A 21,515-nucleotide genomic window follows, 5' to 3' on the forward strand; every position below is an offset into this window, starting at 1 on the left:
GGGCCGCCCGCGGCATGAGCCGCCTCATGCCCTCCGCGCGCCGCGGCGGCCGGAAAAACGGCCCCGTTCTTACCGGTGGTTGCAAGCGGCAGGCCCCCCGCGCGGCGCCGGGCGCTGCTGCTCAGCAAGTTATCATGCGGGCCACTTTCCGGCGCCGTCGGCGCCCCCGTTCCGACCGTTCACCGGGCTTGCAGTCGTGCGTCTCAATTCCATCAAGCTTTCCGGATTCAAGTCCTTCGCCGAACCGACCAACTTCATGTTGCCCGGCCAGCTGGTCGGCGTGGTGGGGCCCAACGGCTGCGGCAAGTCCAACATCATGGATGCCGTGCGGTGGGTGCTGGGCGAGTCGCGGGCGTCGGAGCTGCGCGGCGAGTCGATGCAGGACGTCATCTTCAACGGCACGACCAGCCGCAAGCCGGCCTCGCGCTCGTCGGTGGAACTGGTGTTCGACAACGCCGACCACCGCGCCGGCGGCCAGTGGAGCCAGTTCGCCGAGATCGCGGTCAAGCGCGTGCTGACGCGCGACGGCACCAGCAGCTACTACATCAACAACCAGCCGGTGCGCCGGCGCGACGTGCAGGACGTGTTCCTGGGCACCGGCCTCGGTCCGCGTGCCTACGCCATCATCGGCCAGGGCACGATCAGCCGCATCATCGAATCCAAGCCCGAGGAGCTGCGCCTGTTCCTGGAGGAGGCCGCGGGCGTGTCCAAGTACAAGGAGCGCCGGCGCGAAACCGAGAACCGCCTGTCGGACACGCGCGAGAACCTCACGCGGGTCGAGGACATCCTGCGCGAGCTGAACGCCAACCTGGACAAGCTGGAAAAGCAGGCCGAGGTCGCCGCCCGCTACAACTCACTGCAGGCCGAGGTCACGCTCAAGCAGCACCAGCAGTGGTTCCTCAAGCGCGCCGAGGCCGAAGTCGACCAGGGGCGCATCAAGTCGGACGCCGACAAGGCCGTCAACGCCCTCGAGTCGCGCGTGGCCGACCTGCGCCACGTCGAGAACGAGCTGGAGACGATCCGCCAGGCCCACTACGCCGCCGGCGACCAGGTCAACCAGGCCCAGGGCCAGCTGTACGAGGCCAGCGCCGAGGTCGGCCGGCTCGAGGCCGAGATCCGCTTCGTGGTCGAAGGCCGCCAGCGGGTCGAGCAGCGGCTGCAGCAGCTCAAGGAGCAGACCGCGCAGTGGGCCGCGCGCAAGGACGATGCGGCCGCCGAAGTCGAGACCCTGGCGGGGCAGTCGCTGGACGCCGAGGAGCAGGCCACGCTGCTGGCGGCCCAGGTCGAGGAGCAGTCGATGGCGCTGCCCGACCTGGAGGACCAGCTGCGGCAGGCGCAGGCCAAGGCGGCCGAACAGCGCACGGGCGTCGCGCACGTGCAGCAGCAGATCCAGGTGCTGGCCGCCGACCAGCGCAACATCGAGGAGCAGAGCCGCCAGCTGACGCAGCGGCGCGAGCGCCTCGACGCCGACCGCAACGCGCTCGCCGCGCCCGACGAGGCGCGCCTGGCCAGCCTGCAGCAGCAGCTGGAAGCCGCCCAGGAAGCGGCCGAGACGGCCGACGCCCGCCTGCACGAACTGCAGGAGCAGGTGCCCCAGCTCGACGAGGATCGGCGCGCCAGGCAGCAGGCCGTCAACACCGAGAGTCACCGGCAGGCCGACTTCTCGGCCCGCATGGAGGCGCTCAAGGCGCTGCAGGAGAAGGTGCGCACCGACGGCAAGCTCAAGCCTTGGCTGGCGAAGCACGGCCTGGACGGACTGCAGGGCCTGTGGAGCCGCATCCACATCGAGCAGGGCTGGGAGAACGCGCTGGAGGCGGCGCTGCGCGAGCGCCTGGGCTCGCTGGAGGTCTCGCGCCTGGACATGGTGCGCGCCTTCGCCGGCGACGCCCCGCCCGCCAAGCTGGCCTTCTACAGCGCGCCGCAGGCCGGCGCGCCGGAGGCGGCCGGCGCCTTGCCGCGGCTGGCGGACCTGCTGCGCCTGAACGATGCGGGCCAGAAGGCGCTGCTGGCCGACTGGCTGCACGGCTGCTACACGGCGCCGTCCTTCGAGGACGCGCTGGCCGCGCGCGACCGGCTCCAGCCGGGCGAGGCGGTCTACGTCAAGGGCGGCCACTGCGTCACGGCGCACAGCGTCAGCTTCTATGCCCAGGATTCCGAGCAGGCCGGGCTGCTCGCGCGCCAGCAGGAGATCGAGAACCTGGAAAAGCAGCTGCGCGCCCAGGTCCTGATCACCGAGGAAGCCCGCTCCGCCCTGGTGCGGGCCGAGGCGGCCTACACCGACGCCTCGCAGCGCCTGGTGACGGCGCGCCGCGAGGCCGCCGAGACCCAGGGCCGCGCCCACGAGCTGCAGGTCGAGACGCTGCGCCTGACGCAGCTGGCCGAGCAGACCCGCGCGCGCAGCGAGCAGATCGCGGCCGACCTGGCCGAGGTCGATGCGCTGCTGGAGGAGCTGCAGGAGCGCCGCGTCACCGCCGAGGGCCGCTTCGAGGAGCTGGACATGCAGCTGGCCGACAGCCAGGAGCGCCATGCCCAGCTCGACGAGCGCGTGATCGAGGCCGAGCGCAAGCTGGCGCAGGCGCGCGAGCAGCAGCGCAGCCTGGAGCGCCAGGCGCAGGAGGCGCAGTTCTCGCAGCGCTCGCTGGAGGCGCGGCGCGGCGAACTGCAGCGCGCCATCGAGACGGCCACCCAGCAGGCCCAGTCCATCGCCGCCGAGGAGGAGCGCGCCCATGCCGAGCTGTCACGCCTGACCGATGCGGCGGCCCAGGCCGGCCTGCAGAGCGCGCTGGAGCTCAAGTCCGCGCGCGAGCAGGCGCTGGGCGCCAAGCGCAGCGAATACGACGACCTGACGGCCAAGCTGCGTGCCAGCGACGAGCGCCGGCTGCAGCTGGAGCGCGAGCTCGACCCGCTGCGCCAGCGCATCACCGACCTGCAGCTCAAGGAGCAGGCCGCGCGCCTGGGCCTGGAGCAGTACACGCAGTTGCTGGCCGACGCCCAGGCCGACCTGGACGCGGTGGCCAGGTCGGTGCAGGAAGGCAACGTGCGCCTGGCGGGCATGCAGGGCGACATCGACCGCCTGCAGCGCGAGATCGCCGCGCTGGGCGCCGTGAACCTGGCCGCGCTGGAGGAGCTGAGCACCGCGCGCGAGCGCAAGCAGTTCCTCGATGCCCAGACGGCCGACCTGACCGAGGCCATCACCACGCTGGAGGACGCCATCCGCAAGATCGACGGCGAGACGCGCGAGCTGCTGGCCGGCACCTTCAAGACCGTCAACGAGCACTTCGGGCGCATGTTCCCCGAGCTGTTCGGCGGCGGCAACGCCAGGCTGATGATGACCGGCGACGAGATCCTCGACTCCGGCGTGCAGGTGATGGCGCAGCCCCCGGGCAAGAAGAACCAGACCATCCACCTGCTCTCGGGCGGCGAGAAGGCGCTCACCGCGATCGCGCTGGTGTTCGCCATCTTCCAGCTCAACCCGGCGCCGTTCTGCCTGCTGGACGAGGTGGACGCGCCGCTGGACGACGCCAACACCGAGCGCTATGCCAAGCTGGTGTCCAGCATGAGCAAGGAGACCCAGTTCCTGTTCATCAGCCACAACAAGATCGCGATGGAGATGGCCGAGCAGCTGATCGGCGTGACCATGCAGGAGCAGGGCGTCTCGCGCATCGTGGCCGTGGACATGGAATCCGCGGTGTCGATGGCCGAGGCCGCCTGATGAGCGACTTCACCATCGGCCTGGGCGTCCTCGGGGGCGTGGTGCTCGTGGTCGTCGTCGGCTGGAACGCCTGGACCGCGCGGCGGTTCACCCCGCGCCAGGCCGAGGTCGCCGAGCGCCGCGAGGAACCGGCCGCCGAGGCGGCGCCCGTCGAGCCGGCTTTCGATGCGCCGTTCGGCGTCGACAGCGAGCCGCCGCTGCCCATGCCGATGCCCGAGAAGAAGCCCGGCCTCGACGCCCTGATCGACGCGCTGGCGCCGATCGCGGTCGACGGCCCGGTCTCCGGCGAAGCCGCCCTGGCGGCCCTGCCGGCCACGCGCCGCGCCGGCAGCAAGCCGTTCGCGGTCGAGGGCATCAACGAGCGCACCCAGCAGTGGGAGACGCCGCAGCCCGGCCAGCGCTACGTCGGCTTCCAGGCCGGCGTGCAGCTGGCCAACCGGGTGGGCGCGCTCAACGAGATCGAGTTCTCCGAGTTCGTGGTCAAGGCCCAGGCCTTCGCCGATGCGATCAACGGCTCGCCGGAGTTCCCGGAGATGCTGCACGAGGTGGCTCGCGCGCGCGAACTGGACCAGTTCGCCGGCGGGCACGACGCCCAGCTGGGCTTCACGCTGCGGGCCCGCCAGGCCGCCTGGAGCCCGGGCTACGTGCACCAGAACGCGGCCCGCCTGGGCTTCGTCGCCGGCGCGATTCCCGGCCGCATGGTGCTGCCCGCCGCGCAGCCGGGCCATCCGCCGATCCTGGTGCTGTCGTTCGACACCCAGGCCGCGCTGTCGGAGGACCCGACCCAGGCGGCCATCCGCGAGGTCACCCTCAGCCTGGACGTGCCGCAGGTGCACCGCGCCGAGCAGCCCTTCGTGCGCATGCGCGACGCCGCCATCGCGCTCGCCGCCGGCATGGACGGCGTCATCACCGACGACGACGGCCAGGTGATCCGCGCCGAGGGCCTGGACGTGATCGGCGCCGACCTCGAGAAGCTGTACGACACGCTCGAGTCGCGCGACCTCGCGGCCGGCTCGGTGCTGGCTCGCCGCCTTTTCAGCTAAGGTCGCGGCCCATGACCGCCTCGCCCCGCGTGCAGGAGCGCATCGACGCATTGCGCGAGCTGCTGCACCACCATGCCCACCAGTATTACGTGCTCGACGCGCCGGAGATCCCGGACGCGGAGTACGACCGCCTGTTCCGCGAGCTGCAGGAGCTGGAGGCGCGGCACCCCGAGCTGCTCACGCCCGATTCACCGACGCAGCGCGTCGGCGGCGCGGTGCTGGAGGGCTTTGCCAAGGTGCGCCACAAGGTGCCGATGCTGTCGATCCGCACCGAGACCGACATCGAGGCATCGGGCGCGCGCAACTTCGACGCCCGGGTGCGCCGCGAGCTGGGCCTGGCGGAGGGCGATGCGCCCGTCGAATACGTCGCCGAGCTCAAGTTCGACGGCCTGGCGATCAGCCTGCGCTACGAGCACGGCGTGCTGGTGCAGGCGGCCACCCGCGGCGACGGCGAGGTGGGCGAGGACGTCACCCAGAACATCCGCACGGTCGGCCAGATCCCGCTGAAGCTGCATGGCCGGGACGTGCCGCCGGTGCTCGAGGTGCGCGGCGAGGTCTACATCCGGCGCGACGACTTCGAGCGGCTGAACGAACTGCAGCGCGAGAAGATCGCCCGCGGGGCCAGGAACGAGAAGACCTTCGTCAACCCGCGCAACGCGGCGGCCGGCGCGGTGCGCCAGCTCGACCCGGCGATCGCCCGCCAGCGGCCCCTGAGCTTCTATGCCTACGGCTGGGGCGAGATGACGCCGCCGGAGCAGGGCGGCCCGGCGTTCGCCACGCAGTACGAGCTGCTGCAGGCCCTGGGGCGCTGGGGCCTGCCCGTCTCCGCCGAGACGAAGGTGGCGCGCGGCGCCGACCAGCTGGTGGCCTTCCACCAGGACATCGGCGCCCGGCGCGACCAGCTGCCGTTCGACATCGACGGCGTGGTCTACAAGGTCAACAGCCTGGCGCTGCAAAAGCACCTGGGCTTCGTCACGCGCGAGCCGCGCTGGGCGGTGGCGCACAAGTTCCCGGCGCAGGAGCAGCTCACCACCGTCGAGAGCATCGACGTCTACGTGGGCCGCACCGGCAAGCTGACGCCGGTGGCGCGGCTGGCGCCGGTGTTCGTCGGCGGCGTCACGGTGACGAACGCGACGCTGCACAACGAGGACGAGGCGCGGCGCAAGGACGTGCGCATCGGCGACACGGTCATCGTGCGGCGGGCCGGCGACGTGATTCCCGAGGTCGTGGCCGTGGTGCCCGAGAAGCGCGTGCAGGGCGCCGCCGCCTTCAGCATGCCGCGCCACTGCCCGGTCTGCGGCAGCGAGGCCGTGCGCGAGGAGGGCGAGGCCGACTACCGCTGCACGGGCGGGCTGTTTTGCGGCGCGCAGCGCAAGCAGGCCCTGCTGCATTTCGCGCAGCGGCGGGCGATGGACGTGGAGGGCCTGGGCGAGAAGCTGGTGGACCAGCTGGTGGACGCCGGCGTGGTCAGGACGCTGCCCGACCTGTACCGCCTGGGCCTGGCCAACCTGGTGGCGCTGGACCGCATGGGCGAGAAGTCGGCGCAGAACCTGCTCGCCGGCCTGGACCGGTCGCGGCAGACCACGCTGCCGCGGTTCCTGTATTCGCTGGGCATCCGCCATGTCGGCGAGGCGACCGCGCGCGACCTCGCGCGGCACTTCGGCGGCCTCGACGCGATCATGGACGCCAGCGCCGAGCAGCTGCTGGAAGTGCCCGATGTCGGACCGGTGGTGGCCGAGAGCATCCACACCTTCTTCGCCCAGCCGCACAACCGCGAGGTGGTCGAGCAGCTGCGCGCCTGCGGCGTGCGGTGGGAGGAGGGCGAGCCGGCCGAACGGGTGCCCAAGCCGCTCGCGGGCCGCACCGTGGTGCTCACCGGCACGCTGCCGACGCTCAGCCGCGACGAGGCCAAGGACCTGCTCGAGGCGGCCGGCGCCAAGGTGGCGGGCTCGGTCAGCAAGAAGACCAGCTATGTCGTCGCGGGGGCCGAGGCCGGCAGCAAGCTGGACAAGGCGCAGGAGCTGGGCGTGCCGGTGCTCGACGAGGACGGGCTGCGCCGCCTGCTCGCGGGCGAGCGCTCCTAGCGGCCCTCGGGCGCGGTCTCGGGCCGCTGCCACAGCCAGGCGGCGGCGGCGGCCATCACGCCGATGGTGGCCAGCACGAACCAGCGCGGGCCGACGAACAGCAGCATGCCGCTGGCGCTGCCGCTCATCATCACCGTGGCGACCCACTTGGCACGGCGCGGCACCACGCCGCCCTGGCGCCAGGCCACGATGTGGCGGCCCATGTAGGGGTGGTTCACGAGCCACCGCTCCAGCCGCGGCGAGCTGCGCGACGCTGCCCAGGCGGCCAGCAGGATGAACGGCACGGAGGGCATCACCGGCAGGATCAGCCCGATCACCGCCAGCACCAGGTTGACCGCCGCGAGCACGCCGAACAGCACGCGCACCACCCGCGGCGAGCGCAGTGGCGTCAGGTCGTCGTCCGGGGGCGGCAGGGGCATCGGTCGATTGTCGCGTGCCGCTATGCTCCGGGCATGGCAGTCCGAGACATCCTGAAGATGGGCGACCCGCGCCTGCTGCGCGTGGCGCAGCCGGTGACCGGGTTCGACACCGACGACCTGCACCTGCTGGTGTCCGACATGGTCGACACCATGCGCGCCGCCGATGGCGCCGGCCTGGCCGCGCCACAGATCGGCGTGGACCGGCAGGTGGTGATCTTCGGCACCGACGCGCGCAATCCGCGCTACCCCGACGCGCCGCCGGTGCCGCGCACCGTGCTGGTCAATCCCGTGGTCACCCCGATCGGCGACGAGGAGGAGGAGGGTTGGGAAGGCTGCCTGTCCGTCCCCGGCCTGCGCGCCGTCGTGCCGCGCTGGAAGCGGATCCGCTACACGGGCTTCGATCCCTATGGCGACCCGATCGACCGCACGGTGGACGGCTTCCATGCGCGCGTGGTGCAGCACGAGGTCGACCACCTGCTGGGCAAGCTGTACCCGATGCGGGTGCGCGACTTCACCAGGTTCGGCTTCACCGAGGTGCTGTTCCCCGGGCTGGACGCGGGCCAGGACGACTGACGGCCGACTCGCCCGCGCCGGCGGCGTGAGCCGGCCAGGGCGCCGCCGGCACACCGCCACCACGCCATCCCTGCTGCCCGTGCCCCGGCGCGGCTGGCGCACACCGTCACTCGTGTAACAGCACCGAACCGCGTAGCCCGGCCCTTCGTGCCGGCCCCGGCTCGCAACCCCTTGCCTCAGCAGGAAAAGCCCGGGCCGTGCACCGGAACGGGGCGGCTGCCGCCGGTGGCAGCTCAACAGGAGGTTGCAAAGCGACGCGGAATGAAGCGCCCGCGTTGTCCACAGTGGACGCCGGGCCTGGCGCACGCGCCGCGGCCCCGGACCGCCGGAGGGGCGGATTCCGACACCTACACAGAGAAGGACTGGACGGATGGATGTTGAACTGGCTCGAATGGGCGTGGTGTACCTGCACCTGCTCGCATGCTGCGTGGCGATCGGCCTCGTCTTCATGAGCGACCTGGACATGGTCAAGCGCCTGCTGGTGGGCGATGCGGCGACGCTCGACCCACGCTACATCGGCGGCCTGCACAAGACCCTCGTGCGGGCCTTGCTGGTGCTGTGGCTCACCGGCTCCGGCCTGGTGGCGATGGACGTCTGGGCCAAGGGCGCGCAGGTGCTCGCCAATCCCAAGCTGCAGTCCAAGATCGCGATCGTGGCACTGCTCACGATCAACGGCGTGGTCCTGCACCACAAGGTGCTGCCGCTGCTGCAGCGCGCGGGCGCGCTGATGCGCCTGACCTTCGGCCAGCGCCTGCTGGCCATGTTCGTGGGCACGGTATCCGGCGTGTCCTGGTTCTATGCCGCGATGCTGGGCGTGGGGAGGCCGCTGAACTGGAAGTACTCGCTGGGCGAGATCATGGCCGCCTATCCGGCCCTGGTGGCCACCGGCTTCATGGCCATGGTCTTCCTGACGGCCTGGACGCAGTACCAGGCCTCGGGCGGCCCCCGCGTGTTCCTGCCGGCGCCGGCGCGGCGCTGACCCGCCGCCCCTAGGCGGCCAGCGCCTGCAGCAGTTCGGTCTCGATCTCGATCTGCTTGCGGTTCTGCTGCAGCTCGGGGCCGTCGACCAGGAAGGTGTCCTCCACGCGCTCGCCCAGCGTGGTCACCTTGGCCAGTTGCAGGTTGATCTTGTGGCGCGCCAGCACGCGCGCCACCGAGTACAGCAGGCCCACCCGGTCGCTGGCCGAGATCGACAGCAGCCAGCGCTGCGCGCGCTCGTCGGGCGTGAGCTGCACGCGCGGCGCGACCGGGAAGCTGCGGACGCGCCGCGACACGCGGCCGCGGCTGGGCGGCGGCAGGGGCCCGGCGCGCTCGAGCGTCTGCTCCAGCCCCGATTCGACCATGGTCACCAGCTCGCGGTAGTGCTCCGGCAGCAGGGCCGTGACGACCTGGAAGGTGTCCAGCGCGTAGCCGTTGCGGGCCGTGTGGATGCGCGCGTCCAGGATCGAGAAGCCGGCCTGGTCGAAGTAACCGCAGATGCGCGCGAAGAGGTCCGGCTGGTCGGGCGTGTAGACCAGCACCTGCAGGCCTTCGCCGACCGGCGACAGCCGGGCGCGCACAACCACCTTGGCGGTGCCCACGTGGCGCGAGACCTGGCGCGTGTGCCAGGCGATCTCGCCGGCGTCGTGGCGCATGAAGTAGCCCACGTCCAGCGTGTCCCACAGCTTCTTGTGCGCCTCGAACGGCAGCGCGTGCAGCTGCAGCTGCACCAGCGCGTCGCGCTTGCGCGCCTCGATCTCGGCCGAGGTGTCGGGCTGGTGGCCGCCCAGCGCCCGCAGCGTGGCCCGGTACAGGTCCTCCAGCAGCTTGCCCTTCCAGGCGTTCCAGACCTTGGGACTGGTGCCGCGGATGTCGGCCACGGTCAGCAGGTACAGCGCCGTGAGCGTGCGTTCGTTGCCCACCCGCCGCGCGAAGGCGGCGATCACCGCCGGGTCGCTCAGGTCTTCCTTCTGCGCGATGCGGCTCATGGTCAGGTGCTCGCGCACCAGGAACTCGATCAGCCTGCAGTCGCCCGGGTCGATGGCGTGCTGGCGGCAGAAACGCCGCACCTCGGCGCCGCCCAGTTCCGAGTGGTCGCCGCCGCGGCCCTTGGCGATGTCGTGGAACAGCGCGGCGATGTACAGCACCCAGGGCTTGTCGTAGCCCGCGGCCAGCTGCGAGCAGAACGGGTACTCGTGCGCGTGCTCGGCGATGAAGAAGCGCCGCACGTTGCGCAGGACCATCAGGATGTGCTGGTCCACCGTGTAGACGTGGAACAGGTCGTGCTGCATTTGGCCGACGATGCGCCGGAACGGCCACAGGTAGCGCCCCAGCACCGACGTCTGGTTCATCAGCCGGAACGCGTGCGTCATGCCCGCCGGCTGCATCAGCATGGCGCGGAACGTCGCGTGGTTGACCGGGTCGTTGCGAAAGCGCGCGTCCATCACCTCGCGCGCGTTGTACAGCGCGCGCAGCGTGCGCGCCGACAGGCCCTTGATGCCCACCGTGGTCTGGTACAGCAGGAAGGTCTCCAGGATCGCGTGCGGCTCGCGCCGGTACAGGTCGTCGCTGGCCACCTCCAGCATGCCGGCCTTGTTCAGGAACCGCGCGTTCACCGGCTCGGGCGCATTGCCGCCGGGGATCAGCCGCTCCTCGATGTTCAGCAGCAGGATCTGGTTGAGCTGCGTGACGGCCTTGGCGGCCCAGTAGAAGCGCTTCATCAGCGCCTCGCTGGCGCGCTGCACCAGGCGGCCGTCGGCGCTGGTGACGGTCTGGTAGCCGAAGGTCTCGGCCACCGCGGTCTGCAGGTCGAACACCAGCCGGTCCTCGCGCCGGCGCGCGATGGCATGCAGGCGCGCGCGGATCAGGTCCAGCAGCGCCTCGTTGCGCTGGATCTGCTGCGCCTCCAGCGGCGTGGCCAGGCCCCGCTGCGCGAGCTCGTCCCAGCTGGTGCCGAAGCCGGCCGCGCGCGCCACCCACAGGATCACCTGCAGGTCGCGCAGCCCGCCCGGCGACTCCTTGCAGTTGGGCTCGAGCGAGTAGGGCGTGTTCTCGAACTTGGTGTGGCGCTGGCGCATCTCCAGCGTCTTGGCGATGAAGAAGGCTTGCGGGTCGATGCCGTCGCGAACGCGCTGCTGGAAGCGCTCGAACAGGCCGGCGTCGCCGGCGAGCAGGCGCGACTCGAGCATCGAGGTCTGCACGGTGACGTCCGCGCCGGCCTGGGCGAGGCACTCCTCGACGGTGCGCACGCTGGAGCCGATCTCCAGGCCGGTGTCCCAGCAGCTGCCGATGAAGGATTCCAGGCGCTGCTTCAGCGGCGCGTCGGCATCGGCCTGCACGCCGTCGGGCAGGAGCACCAGCACGTCGACGTCCGAATGCGGAAACAGCTCGCCGCGGCCGTAGCCGCCGACCGCCACCAGCGCGCAGCCGGGAGCGAAGCCGGCCCGCGTCCACAGCTCGCGCAGCGCGGCGTCCACGTGCCGGGCCAGGCGCCGCAGCAGCGGCCGCACCGCGCGCGGCGTGGTGCGCGGGGCCAGCAGCGAGGCGTTGACCGCTTCCTTCTGCGCCTTGAGCCGCTCGCGCAGGGCCGCGGCCGGTGGGGGTGGCGGCGCCAGGCGCGCGGCCGCGGTCATGGCGTCAGGCGTTGACGAACGGCGGCGGCGGCGGGCTGCCGGCCGAGAGCGTGAGCACCTCGTAGCCCGTCTCGGTGACCAGCACCGTGTGCTCCCACTGGGCGGACAGCGAGTGGTCCTTGGTGACGATGGTCCAGCCGTCGTTGCCGAACTCCTTCACGTCCTTGCGGCCGGCATTGATCATCGGCTCGATCGTGAAGGTCATGCCCGGCTTGAGCTCCTCCAGCGTGCCCGGCTTGCCGTAGTGCAGCACCTGCGGCTCCTCGTGGAAGTTGCGGCCGATGCCGTGGCCACAGAACTCGCGCACCACCGAGTAACCGTTCTTCTCGGCGAACTGCTGGATCGCGAAGCCGATGTCGCCCAGCTTGATGCCGGGCCGGACCTTCACGATGCCGTGCCACATCGCCTCGTAGGTGATGCCCACCAGGCGCTTGGCGGCGATGGAGGTCTCGCCGACCATGAACATGCGGCTGGTGTCGCCGTACCAGCCGTCCTTGATGACGGTGACGTCGACGTTGACGATGTCGCCCTTCTTCAGCGGCTTGTCGTTCGGGATGCCGTGGCACACGACATGGTTGACCGAGGTGCACAGCGAGGCGGGGTAGGGGGGGTAGCCCGGCGGCTGGTAGCCCAGCGTGGCCGAGGTCGAGCCCTGCCGGGCCATGCATTCGGCCGCGAGGCGGTCGATCTCACGCGTGGTGATGCCCGGCTTGATGTGGGGAGTGAGGAAATCGAGCACCTCGGCGGCCAGGCGGCCCGCGGTGCGCATCCCCTGGATGCCGTCGGCGTCCTTGTACGTGATGCTCATGGGCGCGAATTATCCCAGAGGCCCCGCGCCGGCGCAGGAGCGCGCGACGGTGCCCGGTAAAATCCGGGGTCTGCGCGCGCGCCCCAGTCAGCGGCGCGCGCATCCTGCTCCCTCACAGGCTTCACAGTGACCCTGCACATCACCGAGTACGAGGGCGGGCGCGCCCTCAGCGAGTTCCGCATCCGGCAACTGCTTCCGCGGCTGCGCGAGGTGCACGAGCGGGTCGAGGGCCTGTCGGCCCGGTTCGTCCACCTGGCGGCCTGGGAGCAGGCGCCTTCCGCGGCCGAGCTCAAGCGGCTGGCCGGGCTGCTGACCTACGGCGAGCCTTTCGACGGCGCCGCCGAGGGCGAGCTGTTCGTCGTCACCCCGCGCCTGGGCACCGTGTCGCCGTGGGCGTCCAAGGCCACCGACATCGCGCACAACTGCGGCCTGGGCGTGCGCCGCCTGGAGCGCGCCGTCGAATACCGCGTGCACCTCAAGGGCGGCCTGCTGTCCAGGGCCGCGCTGGCGCCGGCGCAGCGCGAGGCCATCGCGGCCCTGCTGCACGACCGCATGACCGAGAGCGTGCTGCCCGACCGCGGCGGCGCCCGCCACCTGTTCGACGAACTGGCGCCGGCCCCGATGGAACACGTGGACGTGCTGGGCGGCGGTCGCGCGGCGCTCGAGCGCGCCAACGTGCAGTTCGGCCTGGCCCTGGCCGACGACGAGATCGACTACCTGGAGCAGGCGTTCCGCGGCCTGGGCCGCAACCCGACGGACGTCGAGCTGATGATGTTCGCGCAGGCCAACAGCGAGCACTGCCGGCACAAGATCTTCAACGCCAGCTTCACCATCGACGGCGTGCCGCAGGACAAGAGCCTGTTCGGCATGATCCGCCACACGCACCAGTCCAATCCGCAGCACACGGTGGTCGCCTATTCGGACAACGCGGCGGTGATGGAAGGCTCGTGCGTCGAGGCCTTCCTGCCCGGCCGTGGCGACGGCCCGGCGGCGTACGAGCGGCGCGACGCGCTGCACCACGTGCTGATGAAGGTGGAGACGCACAACCACCCGACGGCGATCTCGCCGTTTCCCGGTGCCTCGACGGGCGCCGGCGGCGAGATCCGCGACGAGGGCGCCACCGGCCGCGGCTCGCGCCCCAAGGCCGGGCTGACGGGCTTTTCGGTCTCGCGCCTGTGGGACAGCCCGAACGGGCGGCCGGCGCAGATCGCCAGCCCGCTGCAGATCATGACCGAGGGCCCGCTGGGCGGCGCCGCGTTCAACAACGAGTTCGGCCGGCCCAACCTGCTGGGCTACTTCCGCGAGTACGAGCAGACCGTCGCCGGCGTGGTGCGCGGCTACCACAAGCCGATCATGATCGCCGGCGGCCTGGGCAGCATCGATGCGCGCCTGACGCACAAGATCGAGTTCCCGGCCGGCACGCTGCTGGTGCAGCTGGGCGGCCCCGGCATGCGCATCGGCATGGGCGGCGGCGCGGCCAGCTCCATGGCCACCGGCGCGAACGCCGCCGACCTGGACTTCGACTCGGTGCAGCGCGGCAACCCCGAGATCGAGCGGCGCGCGCAGGAGGTCATCAACCACTGCTGGTCGCTGGGCGAGGCCAACCCCGTGCTCGCCATCCACGACGTCGGCGCGGGCGGCCTGTCCAACGCCTTTCCGGAACTGACCAACGACGCCGGCCGCGGCGCGCGCTTCGACCTGCGCCAGGTGCCGCTGGAGGAATCGGGCCTGGCGCCCAAGGAGATCTGGTGCAACGAGAGCCAGGAGCGCTACGTCCTGGCGATCGCGCCCGAGTCGCTCGCGCAGTTCCGCGCCTTCTGCGAGCGCGAGCGCTGCCCGTTCGCGGTGGTGGGCGTGGCGACCGAGGCGCGCGACCTGGTGGTCGCCGACGAGGGCCAGCCCACGCCGGTGGAGATGCCCATGGACGTGCTGCTGGGCAAGCCGCCCAAGATGCACCGCGACGTGAAGACCGTTGTGCGCGAGGTGCCGCCCATCGAGCTGACCGGCGTGGAGCTGCAGCAGGCGGTGATCCAGGTGCTGGCGCATCCGACCGTGGCGTCCAAGCGCTTCCTGGTGACGATCGGTGACCGCACGGTGGGCGGCCTGTCGCACCGCGACCAGATGGTGGGGCCCTGGCAGGTGCCGGTGGCCGACTGCGCCGTGACGCTGGCCGACTACCGCGGCTTCGCTGGCGAGGCCATGAGCATGGGCGAGCGCACGCCGCTCGCCGCGACCAATGCCGCGGCCTCCGGCCGGATGGCGGTCGCCGAGGCCATCACCAACCTGCTGGCCGCGCCGATCGAGCTGCCGCGCGTGAAGCTGTCGGCCAACTGGATGGCCGCCTGCGGCGAGCCCGGCGAGGACGCCGCGCTGTACGAGACCGTGCGTGCCGTCGGCATGGAACTGTGCCCGGCGCTGGGCATCTCCATCCCGGTCGGCAAGGACAGCCTGTCGATGCGCACGCAGTGGCAGGAGGGCGACGCCCGCAAGCAGGTCACGGCCCCGGTGAGCCTGATCGTCAGTGCGTTCGCCACGCTGGCCGACGTGCGCGCCACGCTCACCCCGCAGCTGGACGCGGCCGAGGACACCACGCTGGTGCTGGTGGACCTGGGCAAGGGGCGCCACCGCATGGGCGGCAGCATCCTGGCGCAGGTGCTCGGCCAGCCCGGCGGCGAGGTGCCGGACCTGGACGATCCCCAGGACCTGGTGCGCCTGGTGGACGCCGTCAATGCGCTGCGCAGGCAGGGCCGCATCCTGGCCTACCACGACCGCAGCGACGGCGGCCTGATGGCGGCGGCCTGCGAGATGGCCTTCGCCGGCCACGTCGGCGTGAGCCTGAACGTGGACCTGCTGGTCACCGAGGGCGACGGCATCAGCGACAGCCGCGCCGAGTACGGGGACGCCAAGAACTGGGCCTCGCAGGTCGGCGCGCGCCGCGAGGAGCTGACGCTCAAGGCCCTGTTCAACGAGGAACTCGGCGTGCTGCTGCAGGTGCGCACCGCCGAGCGCAACGAGGTCATGCAGGTGCTGCGCGAGCACGGGCTGTCCAGGCACAGCCACTTCGTGGGCAAGACGCGCCCAGCCGCGTCGACCATCGAGGTGGGCAAGGGCGAGGTCCAGGTGTGGCGCGACACCAAGGTGGTGTTCGGCGCCCGGCTGGCCGACCTGCACCAGGTCTGGGACAGCGTCAGCTGGAAGATCTGCCAGCAGCGCGACAACCCCGACTGCGCCGACCAGGAGCACGCTGCCGCCGGCGACCCGGCCGACCCCGGCCTGCAGTTCGCGCCGGCGTTCGATCCGGCCGAGGACGTGGCCGCACCGTTCCTGAACCTGTCGCGGCCCAGGGTCGCCATCCTGCGCGAGCAGGGCGTCAACTCGCAGGTGGAGATGGCGTACTGCTTCGACACCGCCGGCTTCGAGGCGGTGGACGTGCACATGACCGACCTGCTGGCCGGCCGCGCGCGGCTGGAGGACTTCCGCGGCTTCGTCGCCTGCGGCGGCTTCAGCTACGGCGACACGCTGGGTGCGGGCATCGGCTGGGCGCGCAGCATCACCTTCAACCCGCGCGTGTCCGAGCAGTTCCAGGCGTTCTTCGCCCGTCGCGACACCTTCGCGCTGGGCGTGTGCAACGGCTGCCAGATGCTGGCCGAGCTGGCCGACATCGTCCCGGGCGCCGCCGCCTGGCCGCGCTTCACCACCAACCGCAGCGAGCGCTACGAGGCGCGGCTGTCGCAGGTGGAGGTGCTGGAGTCGCCCAGCCTGTTCTTCGCCGGCATGGCCGGCAGCCGGCTGCCGATCGTGGTGGCGCACGGCGAGGGCTACGCCAACTTCGCCCATCGCGGCAACGAGCGCGAGGCGATCGCCGCGATGCGCTTCATCGACCGCCATGGCCAGCCGACCGAGGCGTACCCGTTCAACCCGAACGGCAGCCCCGGCGGCCTGACCGCCGTGACCACGGCCGACGGCCGCTTCACGGCCATGATGCCGCACGCCGAGCGCGTGTTCCGCAACATCCAGATGAGCTGGAGCGGCGGCGACGTCAGCGCGTCCAGCCCCTGGCTGCGGATGTGGCGCAACGCGCGCAAGTGGGTGGGCTGAGCCCGGCCGGGTGAGCCCGGCGGCGGCGGTCCGCCGCCCCGGGGTGCATTGGCCGCAGCCGCCGAAGACTCAAGCCGCCGGCTGTTTCGCGCGGCCGCGGCCGGGTGTGCGTCCGTTCCTCAGCCCTTGACGCAGACCATGGGCCGCAGGCGCACCACCTTGCGCGCCAGTCCGGCCTGCTGCGCGGCGTCCACCACCGCCGCCACGTCCTTGTAGGCGCCCGGTGCCTCTTCCGCCACGCCGCGCGACGAGGGACTGCGCACCAGGATGCCGCGCGCGGCGAGCTCGTCCACGACCTCTCGGCCGTGCCACAGCTTCAGGGCCTGGTGACGGCTCATGGCGCGTCCCGCGCCGTGGCACGCCGAGGCGAAAGCCACGTCCTCCTTCGCCTGCATGCCCGCAAGGACGTAGGAACCCGTTCCCATCGAGCCGCCGACCAGCACCGGCTGGCCGACCGGACGCAGTTCTTCGGGGAGGTCCGGGTGCCCCGGTCCCCAGGCGCGGGTGGCGCCCTTGCGATGGACGAAGAGCTCCCTCGTGCGGCCTTCCATCCGGTGCGGCTCCTGCTTGCAGGTGTTGTGCGACACGTCGTACAGGAGCGGCATGCGTGCCTGCGGCAGCAGGCGCGCGAAGACCTCGCGCACCAGGTGGGTGAGGATCTGCCGGTTGGCCAGCGCGCAGTTGACCGCGGCGCGCATGGCGCCCAGGTATTGCTGGCCCAGGTCGGAACGCAGCGGCGCGCAGGCCAGTTCGCGGTCCGGCAGCACCAGGCCGTACGAGGGCGCTGCCTCCACCATCAGGCGCAGGTAGTCGGTGCCGATCTGGTGGCCCAGGCCGCGCGAGCCGCAGTGGATCATCACGACGATGTCGCCAAGGCGCAGGCCATAGGCCTCGGCGGCGATCGGCTCGAAGACTTCCTGGACCTCCTGCACCTCCAGGTAGTGGTTGCCGCTGCCCAGCGTGCCCATCTCGTCGCGCTGGCGCCGTTGCGCCTGCTCCGACACGCAGCCCGGCTTGGCGTGGAGCATCTGCCCGCGTTCCTCGGTGCGGGCCAGGTCGGCCTCGCTGCCCCAGCCCCTGGCCACGGCCCACGTCGCCCCGCCCGTGAGCATGTCGTGCATCTCGCTCGCATTCAACCGGATGGCGCCGCGGCTGCCGACGCCGGCGGGGATGTCCGCGAACAGCGCATCGGCGAGCGCGCGCTGCCGCGGCTCGATGTCCTGCCGCCGCAATCCGGTGTGCAGGCAGCGCACGCCGCACGACACGTCGAAGCCGACACCGCCGGCGGAGATGACGCCGCCTTGCTCCGCGTCGAACGCCGCGACGCCGCCGATCGGGAAGCCGTAGCCCCAGTGGCCATCCGGCATCACGTAGGAGGCACGGACGATCCCGGGAAGCGTGGCCACGTTCACCGCCTGCTCGCGCACCTTCTCGTCCATCTCGCGCACGAGCGCGTCGGACCCGAAGATGACGGCGGGCACCCGCATGCCGCCGCGCATGGGGATCTCCCATTCGCACGGGCCCCGACGGACCAGTTGCTGCATGTCCATGTCAAACGTCCACCACCGTCTGCGCGAGCCAGCCGCCGTCAGGGGTGGGCGTGACCCGCAGTTCCGTGTACGTCGCGCCCTTGACCTCGACCGCGGGCGCGTGCCGGTCGCGCGAGACCGGTTCCCCGACGGCCGTGCCGTCCAGGCGGCTGCCCTCCAGCGCCACACGGAAACGCGCGAACAGCATGCGGCGCACGGCCATCTCGGTGACGACGGCGTTCAGCCAGGCAGCCAGCAGCAATTCGTCGTCCGGCGCCTCGCAGCGGATGGACACCGTCTCGCGCGGCTCGACGTCCGCGGGCTGTGTGACGACCGCGGTGAGCGCGAGGGCGGCCTGCTCGAAGGCCTGCGCCTTGGTAGGCCCGAGCCCGCGCACGCCGATGTCGGCCCCATGGTCGAAGTGTTCCCAGCGGGCCACGGGGGCGGGCATCCTGGCCTCCCGCACTGCCGGTCACGGCGTCTCGTGCTGCCCGACGCTCACGCGTTTGGCCTGCCGGCCTTCGGCGGCCACCTCCGGGATGAACTGCACCGGTGTCCCGATGTCCAGGTGGGCATATGGCACGCCGGCCACGTTGTCGGGCCCGAACCAGTATTCGTCGCCTTCGTCGCTGCGGATGAACCCGCAGCGACCCTCGTCGGCGAAGCGCACCACCTCCCCGTGCAGGGGCACCGGGTGCTGCTTGACCTGGCCCTGCACGCGCCGCACCGAATCCTGCAACTGCCGCTTCATGTCGTCGAAGGCCTCGCGCAGCGCCACGTAGACGTCCTCGTGGTGGACGCGATCGACACCGAACTCGTGTCCGGGCACGGTCACGTCCAGGCGAACGGCGTACCTCTTGCCCTGGTGCCGATGCTTGTCCGTCAGCTCCACGGTGGCGCGACACGCCATGATGTCGGGCCGGAACTGGTCGAGCTTGCTCGCCTTCGAGACGGCTGCTGCCTCGATGGCCTCCGAGGCGTCCATGCCGATGAAGCGAACTTCGAGGGGCTGTTTCAAAGCGGTCTCCCCTGGGCGCCGGGTGCCGCCCGTTCGAAATCAGTCTAGGAGGCCGCCCGCCGCGCGGGATGATGCAAATCAATCGGCGACGCAGCGCTCGCTCGCGCTGCGTTGCGGATTTGGCTGCTCGGCAGGGCAGCAGACGCTGCACGCCATCCACGCGGCAAGCGCGTCCGATCGCTCTCGGCCAGCCCGGCGCGGCGGGACTTCCACCCGGACGACCTTGCACTTGCGCGGGATCAATGAACGGCGATGGGATGCGCCTAGATTGGTCCGGGTCGAAAGTCCGAACGAGCGAGGTGAATCGATGACACACAGCCCCCAGCGCAGCCCACAGGTGCCTCCGAAAGTGGTGGACGAGGTGCAGCAAGGCGCGACGCATGGCCCTGCCGAGGACGACCGCCTGAAGCGGCAGGTCAGGCAGCATCCGCAACGTGACGAACCCAAGGTCGACAGCATCGAACCAGGTGAGATTCCGCCGCCTTGAAACCGGCCGGGTGATCCGGCGGCGCCAGCCCCGCGCCCTTGCTGGCGGGATCAGGCCGGGCGGGCGGCGGCCGGGCGGGTGCGGTAGAAGGTCATCGGCACTTCCGCCAGCTCGCGCAGGCGCTGGTTCTTCACCGACGTCTTCATCCGGCCGACCACGTGCATCTCGCACGGCTTGCAGTCGAAGCGCAGCGTGAGCTTCTCCTTGCCGTTGACCAGCTGCAGCGGCTCGGCCTTGATGGTGCCCTTGACGCCGACCACGCCCCGGGCCTGCTTGGGGCACAGGCTCATCGACCACCGCACGCAGTGCTTGGTGATCATCAGGCTGACCTCGCCTTCCTCCTCGTGGCTCTCGTACGCGGCGTCGATCACCCGCACGCCGTGCCTGGCATAGAAGTCGTGCGCCTTCTGGTTGAACACGTTGGCCAGGTAGGTGAGGGTGTCCTCCGGGTACGGCACCGGCGGCTCGACCGGCATGGCGCGGGCCGGCCGCTCGTACGCCGCCTCGCGCGCGGCCTCCAGCGCCGCCACGGCGTCGCGCCGCAGCTGGTTGACCAGCGACGCCGGCACGAACCACGGCCGGGCGAGCTGCAGCCGGATGTCCAGCGGCTCGAAGAGGGTGGCGCCGAAGCGGCCGACGTGCTCGCGCAGGCTGGCCTCGTTGCGGGCGGCGTCGCGCGCCGGCTCCTTCGCGTGCGGAGCTTCTGCCGCGCCGACGTGGCCGTCCTCGTCGGTCAGCGACAGCGAAAAGCCCTCGGCCGTCTCGGCGAGCACGGCCCAGACGCCGATGCGCCGGTCGCTCGACTTCTTCTCCAGCATCCGCACCCAGCTCATGTCGCGGTTGCGGTTGATCTCGGTGCCCTTGCGCAGGTCGCGCATGCCGGCGATGGGGTCCTTGGGGAACACCCGCCATCGCCCCCACCCCGAGGAGGGGGAAGCAGGAAGCGGCTCGGCTCGGTTGATGGCCACTCCCACCAGTTCCTTCTGCAGGTCGTAGTAGCACAGGCCGTCGCCGTTGTGCAGCACGGCGGCCGCGCTGGCGCATTCCAGCTCGATCCAGTCCGGGCCCACCTTCGTCACCCAGCCGATCGCCTGGCCCGGGTTCTTGGGCGAGTCGAAGGCGCCGATGTCGTCCTGGCGGCCGTTGACGAAGTAGTCGGTGAACTCGCGGTTGAAGTTCTGGTTCGGGTCGGGCGTGAAGGTGAAGGTCGTGCGGCCGCTGGAGGCGCGGGCGAGCGGCTGGTCGCCGGCTTCGCGGGCCTCGATCAGCTCGTCGAACAGCCGGCGGTAATGGGCGGTGATGTTCTTCACGTAGCCCATGTCCTTGTAGCGGCCCTCGATCTTGAAGCTGCGCACGCCGGCGTCCACCAGCGCGGCGAGGTTGTCGCTCTGGTTGTTGTCCTTCATCGAGAGCACGTGCTTGTCGTGGGCGACGAAGCGTCCCTTCTCGTCGACCACGTGGTAGGGCAGGCGGCAGGCCTGGCTGCAGTCGCCCCGGTTGGCGCTGCGGCCGGTGTGGGCGTGGCTGATGAAGCACTGGCCGCTGTAGGCCACGCACAGGGCGCCGTGGACGAAAAACTCCAGCTTGCAGCGCTCGGGGTCGATCGCGGCGTGGATGTCGCGGATCTGCGCCAGCGTCAGCTCGCGCGCCAGCACCATCTGCGAGAAGCCCACGTCCTGCAGGAAGCGCGCCTTCTCCACGGTGCGGATGTCGGTCTGCGTGCTCGCATGCAGCTGGATCGGCGGCAGGTCGATCTCCAGCAGGCCCATGTCCTGCACGATCAGCACGTCGGCGCCGGCGTTCCAGACATCCCAGGCCATGCGCCGCGCCGGCTCGAGCTCGTCGTCGCGCAGGATGGTGTTCAGGGTGATGAAGATGCGGCTGCCGAACCGGTGCGCATGGCGGCACAGCCGCTCGATGTCGCGCAGGTCGTTGCCGGCCGACGCCCGGGCGCCGAAGCCCGGGCCGCCGATGTAGACGGCGTCGGCGCCGTGGTTGATCGCCTCGATGCCGATGTCGGCATCGCGAGCGGGCGCGAGCAGCTCGATCTGGTGGGACAGGAGGGACATGGGAGGCGGCCCCACGGATAAGGGGCGGGGAAGGGCCGCGATTTTACCGGCCGGGGTTGGGGCG

At 71.3% G+C, this 21,515-nt stretch carries 14 protein-coding genes; 7 read left to right on the forward strand and 7 right to left on the reverse strand.

Annotation, left to right across the window (positions count from 1 at the left end; genetic code table 11):
* The first annotated feature begins 196 nt into the window (after window positions 1–196).
* Genes smc through ligA form a run of 3 tightly spaced genes read left to right on the forward strand, consistent with a single transcriptional unit; the run spans window position 197 to window position 6,839 of the window.
* A complete protein-coding gene (smc, locus tag AC3ANR_RS11335; protein ID WP_488288216.1) occupies window positions 197–3,712 on the forward strand; it encodes a chromosome segregation protein SMC in 3,516 nt (1,171 codons plus the stop codon).
* Complete coding sequence (locus tag AC3ANR_RS11340) at window positions 3,712–4,755, forward strand: cell division protein FtsZ (RefSeq protein WP_488288217.1); 1,044 nt, start codon at window positions 3,712–3,714, stop codon at window positions 4,753–4,755. The genes smc and AC3ANR_RS11340 overlap by 1 nt, the downstream gene beginning before the upstream one ends.
* A gap of 11 nt (window positions 4,756–4,766) precedes the next feature.
* Window positions 4,767–6,839 carry an NAD-dependent DNA ligase LigA gene (gene ligA, locus AC3ANR_RS11345; RefSeq protein WP_488288218.1) on the forward strand — a complete coding sequence of 691 codons (2,073 nt, stop codon included), beginning with the start codon at window positions 4,767–4,769 and terminating at the stop codon, window positions 6,837–6,839.
* On the opposite strand, the gene AC3ANR_RS11350 is transcribed toward ligA, so the two are convergent.
* Window positions 6,836–7,258 (reverse strand): YbaN family protein, encoded by a 423-nt coding sequence (locus tag AC3ANR_RS11350; RefSeq protein WP_488288219.1) that lies wholly within the window; start codon window positions 7,256–7,258, stop codon window positions 6,836–6,838. The two genes, ligA and AC3ANR_RS11350, sit on opposite strands and share 4 nt — an antisense overlap.
* Before the next feature lie 33 nt (window positions 7,259–7,291).
* Between AC3ANR_RS11350 and def the strand changes: the two genes are divergently transcribed.
* Window positions 7,292–7,831: a peptide deformylase gene (gene def / locus AC3ANR_RS11355; protein ID WP_488288220.1), complete on the forward strand. Its 540-nt coding sequence runs from the start codon at window positions 7,292–7,294 to the stop codon at window positions 7,829–7,831.
* A 370-nt stretch (window positions 7,832–8,201) separates the two neighbouring features.
* Complete coding sequence (locus AC3ANR_RS11360) at window positions 8,202–8,810, forward strand: hypothetical protein (protein WP_488288221.1); 609 nt, start codon at window positions 8,202–8,204, stop codon at window positions 8,808–8,810.
* Window positions 8,811–8,820: 10 nt separating this feature from the next.
* On the opposite strand, the gene AC3ANR_RS11365 is transcribed toward AC3ANR_RS11360, so the two are convergent.
* Window positions 8,821–11,442 (reverse strand): [protein-PII] uridylyltransferase, encoded by a 2,622-nt coding sequence (locus AC3ANR_RS11365; RefSeq protein ID WP_488288222.1) that lies wholly within the window; start codon window positions 11,440–11,442, stop codon window positions 8,821–8,823.
* 4 nt (window positions 11,443–11,446) lie between these two features.
* A complete protein-coding gene (gene map / locus AC3ANR_RS11370; RefSeq protein ID WP_488288223.1) occupies window positions 11,447–12,250 on the reverse strand; it encodes a type I methionyl aminopeptidase in 804 nt (267 codons plus the stop codon).
* A gap of 126 nt (window positions 12,251–12,376) precedes the next feature.
* Here map and purL point away from each other — a divergent pair, with 126 nt between their 5' ends.
* A complete protein-coding gene (purL, locus tag AC3ANR_RS11375) occupies window positions 12,377–16,348 on the forward strand; it encodes a phosphoribosylformylglycinamidine synthase (protein WP_488288224.1) in 3,972 nt (1,323 codons plus the stop codon).
* Window positions 16,349–16,467: 119 nt separating this feature from the next.
* Here the strand turns inward: purL and AC3ANR_RS11380 are convergent, their stop codons facing one another.
* From AC3ANR_RS11380 to AC3ANR_RS11390, 3 genes are read right to left on the reverse strand one after another with little or no spacing between them, the layout of a single operon-like run.
* Entirely contained in the window at window positions 16,468–17,898 is a 1,431-nt protein-coding gene (locus AC3ANR_RS11380; protein WP_488288225.1) for an RtcB family protein, read from the reverse strand.
* A gap of 1 nt (window position 17,899) precedes the next feature.
* Window positions 17,900–18,328: an archease gene (locus AC3ANR_RS11385; protein WP_488288226.1), complete on the reverse strand. Its 429-nt coding sequence runs from the start codon at window positions 18,326–18,328 to the stop codon at window positions 17,900–17,902.
* A gap of 21 nt (window positions 18,329–18,349) precedes the next feature.
* Complete coding sequence (locus tag AC3ANR_RS11390; protein ID WP_488288227.1) at window positions 18,350–18,895, reverse strand: HPF/RaiA family ribosome-associated protein; 546 nt, start codon at window positions 18,893–18,895, stop codon at window positions 18,350–18,352.
* Window positions 18,896–19,202: 307 nt separating this feature from the next.
* Here AC3ANR_RS11390 and AC3ANR_RS11395 point away from each other — a divergent pair, with 307 nt between their 5' ends.
* Window positions 19,203–19,382 (forward strand): hypothetical protein, encoded by a 180-nt coding sequence (locus AC3ANR_RS11395; protein ID WP_488288228.1) that lies wholly within the window; start codon window positions 19,203–19,205, stop codon window positions 19,380–19,382.
* 50 nt (window positions 19,383–19,432) lie between these two features.
* On the opposite strand, the gene AC3ANR_RS11400 is transcribed toward AC3ANR_RS11395, so the two are convergent.
* Window positions 19,433–21,451: a peptidase U32 family protein gene (locus tag AC3ANR_RS11400; protein ID WP_488288229.1), complete on the reverse strand. Its 2,019-nt coding sequence runs from the start codon at window positions 21,449–21,451 to the stop codon at window positions 19,433–19,435.
* Window positions 21,452–21,515 lie beyond the last annotated feature (64 nt).

Source organism: Ramlibacter sp. JJN2-2R, assembly GCF_057747835.1.

Coding starts and splice junctions, on each gene's coding strand:
- AC3ANR_RS11340 (WP_488288217.1), top strand. CDS start 3,712: ATGAGCGACTTCACCATCGGCCTGGGCGTCCTCGGGGGCGTGGTGCTC.
- ligA (WP_488288218.1), top strand. CDS start 4,767: ATGACCGCCTCGCCCCGCGTGCAGGAGCGCATCGACGCATTGCGCGAG.
- AC3ANR_RS11350 (WP_488288219.1), bottom strand. CDS start 7,258: ATGCCCCTGCCGCCCCCGGACGACGACCTGACGCCACTGCGCTCGCCG.
- def (WP_488288220.1), top strand. CDS start 7,292: ATGGCAGTCCGAGACATCCTGAAGATGGGCGACCCGCGCCTGCTGCGC.
- AC3ANR_RS11360 (WP_488288221.1), top strand. CDS start 8,202: ATGGATGTTGAACTGGCTCGAATGGGCGTGGTGTACCTGCACCTGCTC.
- AC3ANR_RS11365 (WP_488288222.1), bottom strand. CDS start 11,442: ATGACCGCGGCCGCGCGCCTGGCGCCGCCACCCCCACCGGCCGCGGCC.
- map (WP_488288223.1), bottom strand. CDS start 12,250: ATGAGCATCACGTACAAGGACGCCGACGGCATCCAGGGGATGCGCACC.
- AC3ANR_RS11380 (WP_488288225.1), bottom strand. CDS start 17,898: ATGGACATGCAGCAACTGGTCCGTCGGGGCCCGTGCGAATGGGAGATC.
- AC3ANR_RS11385 (WP_488288226.1), bottom strand. CDS start 18,328: ATGCCCGCCCCCGTGGCCCGCTGGGAACACTTCGACCATGGGGCCGAC.
- AC3ANR_RS11395 (WP_488288228.1), top strand. CDS start 19,203: ATGACACACAGCCCCCAGCGCAGCCCACAGGTGCCTCCGAAAGTGGTG.
- AC3ANR_RS11400 (WP_488288229.1), bottom strand. CDS start 21,451: ATGTCCCTCCTGTCCCACCAGATCGAGCTGCTCGCGCCCGCTCGCGAT.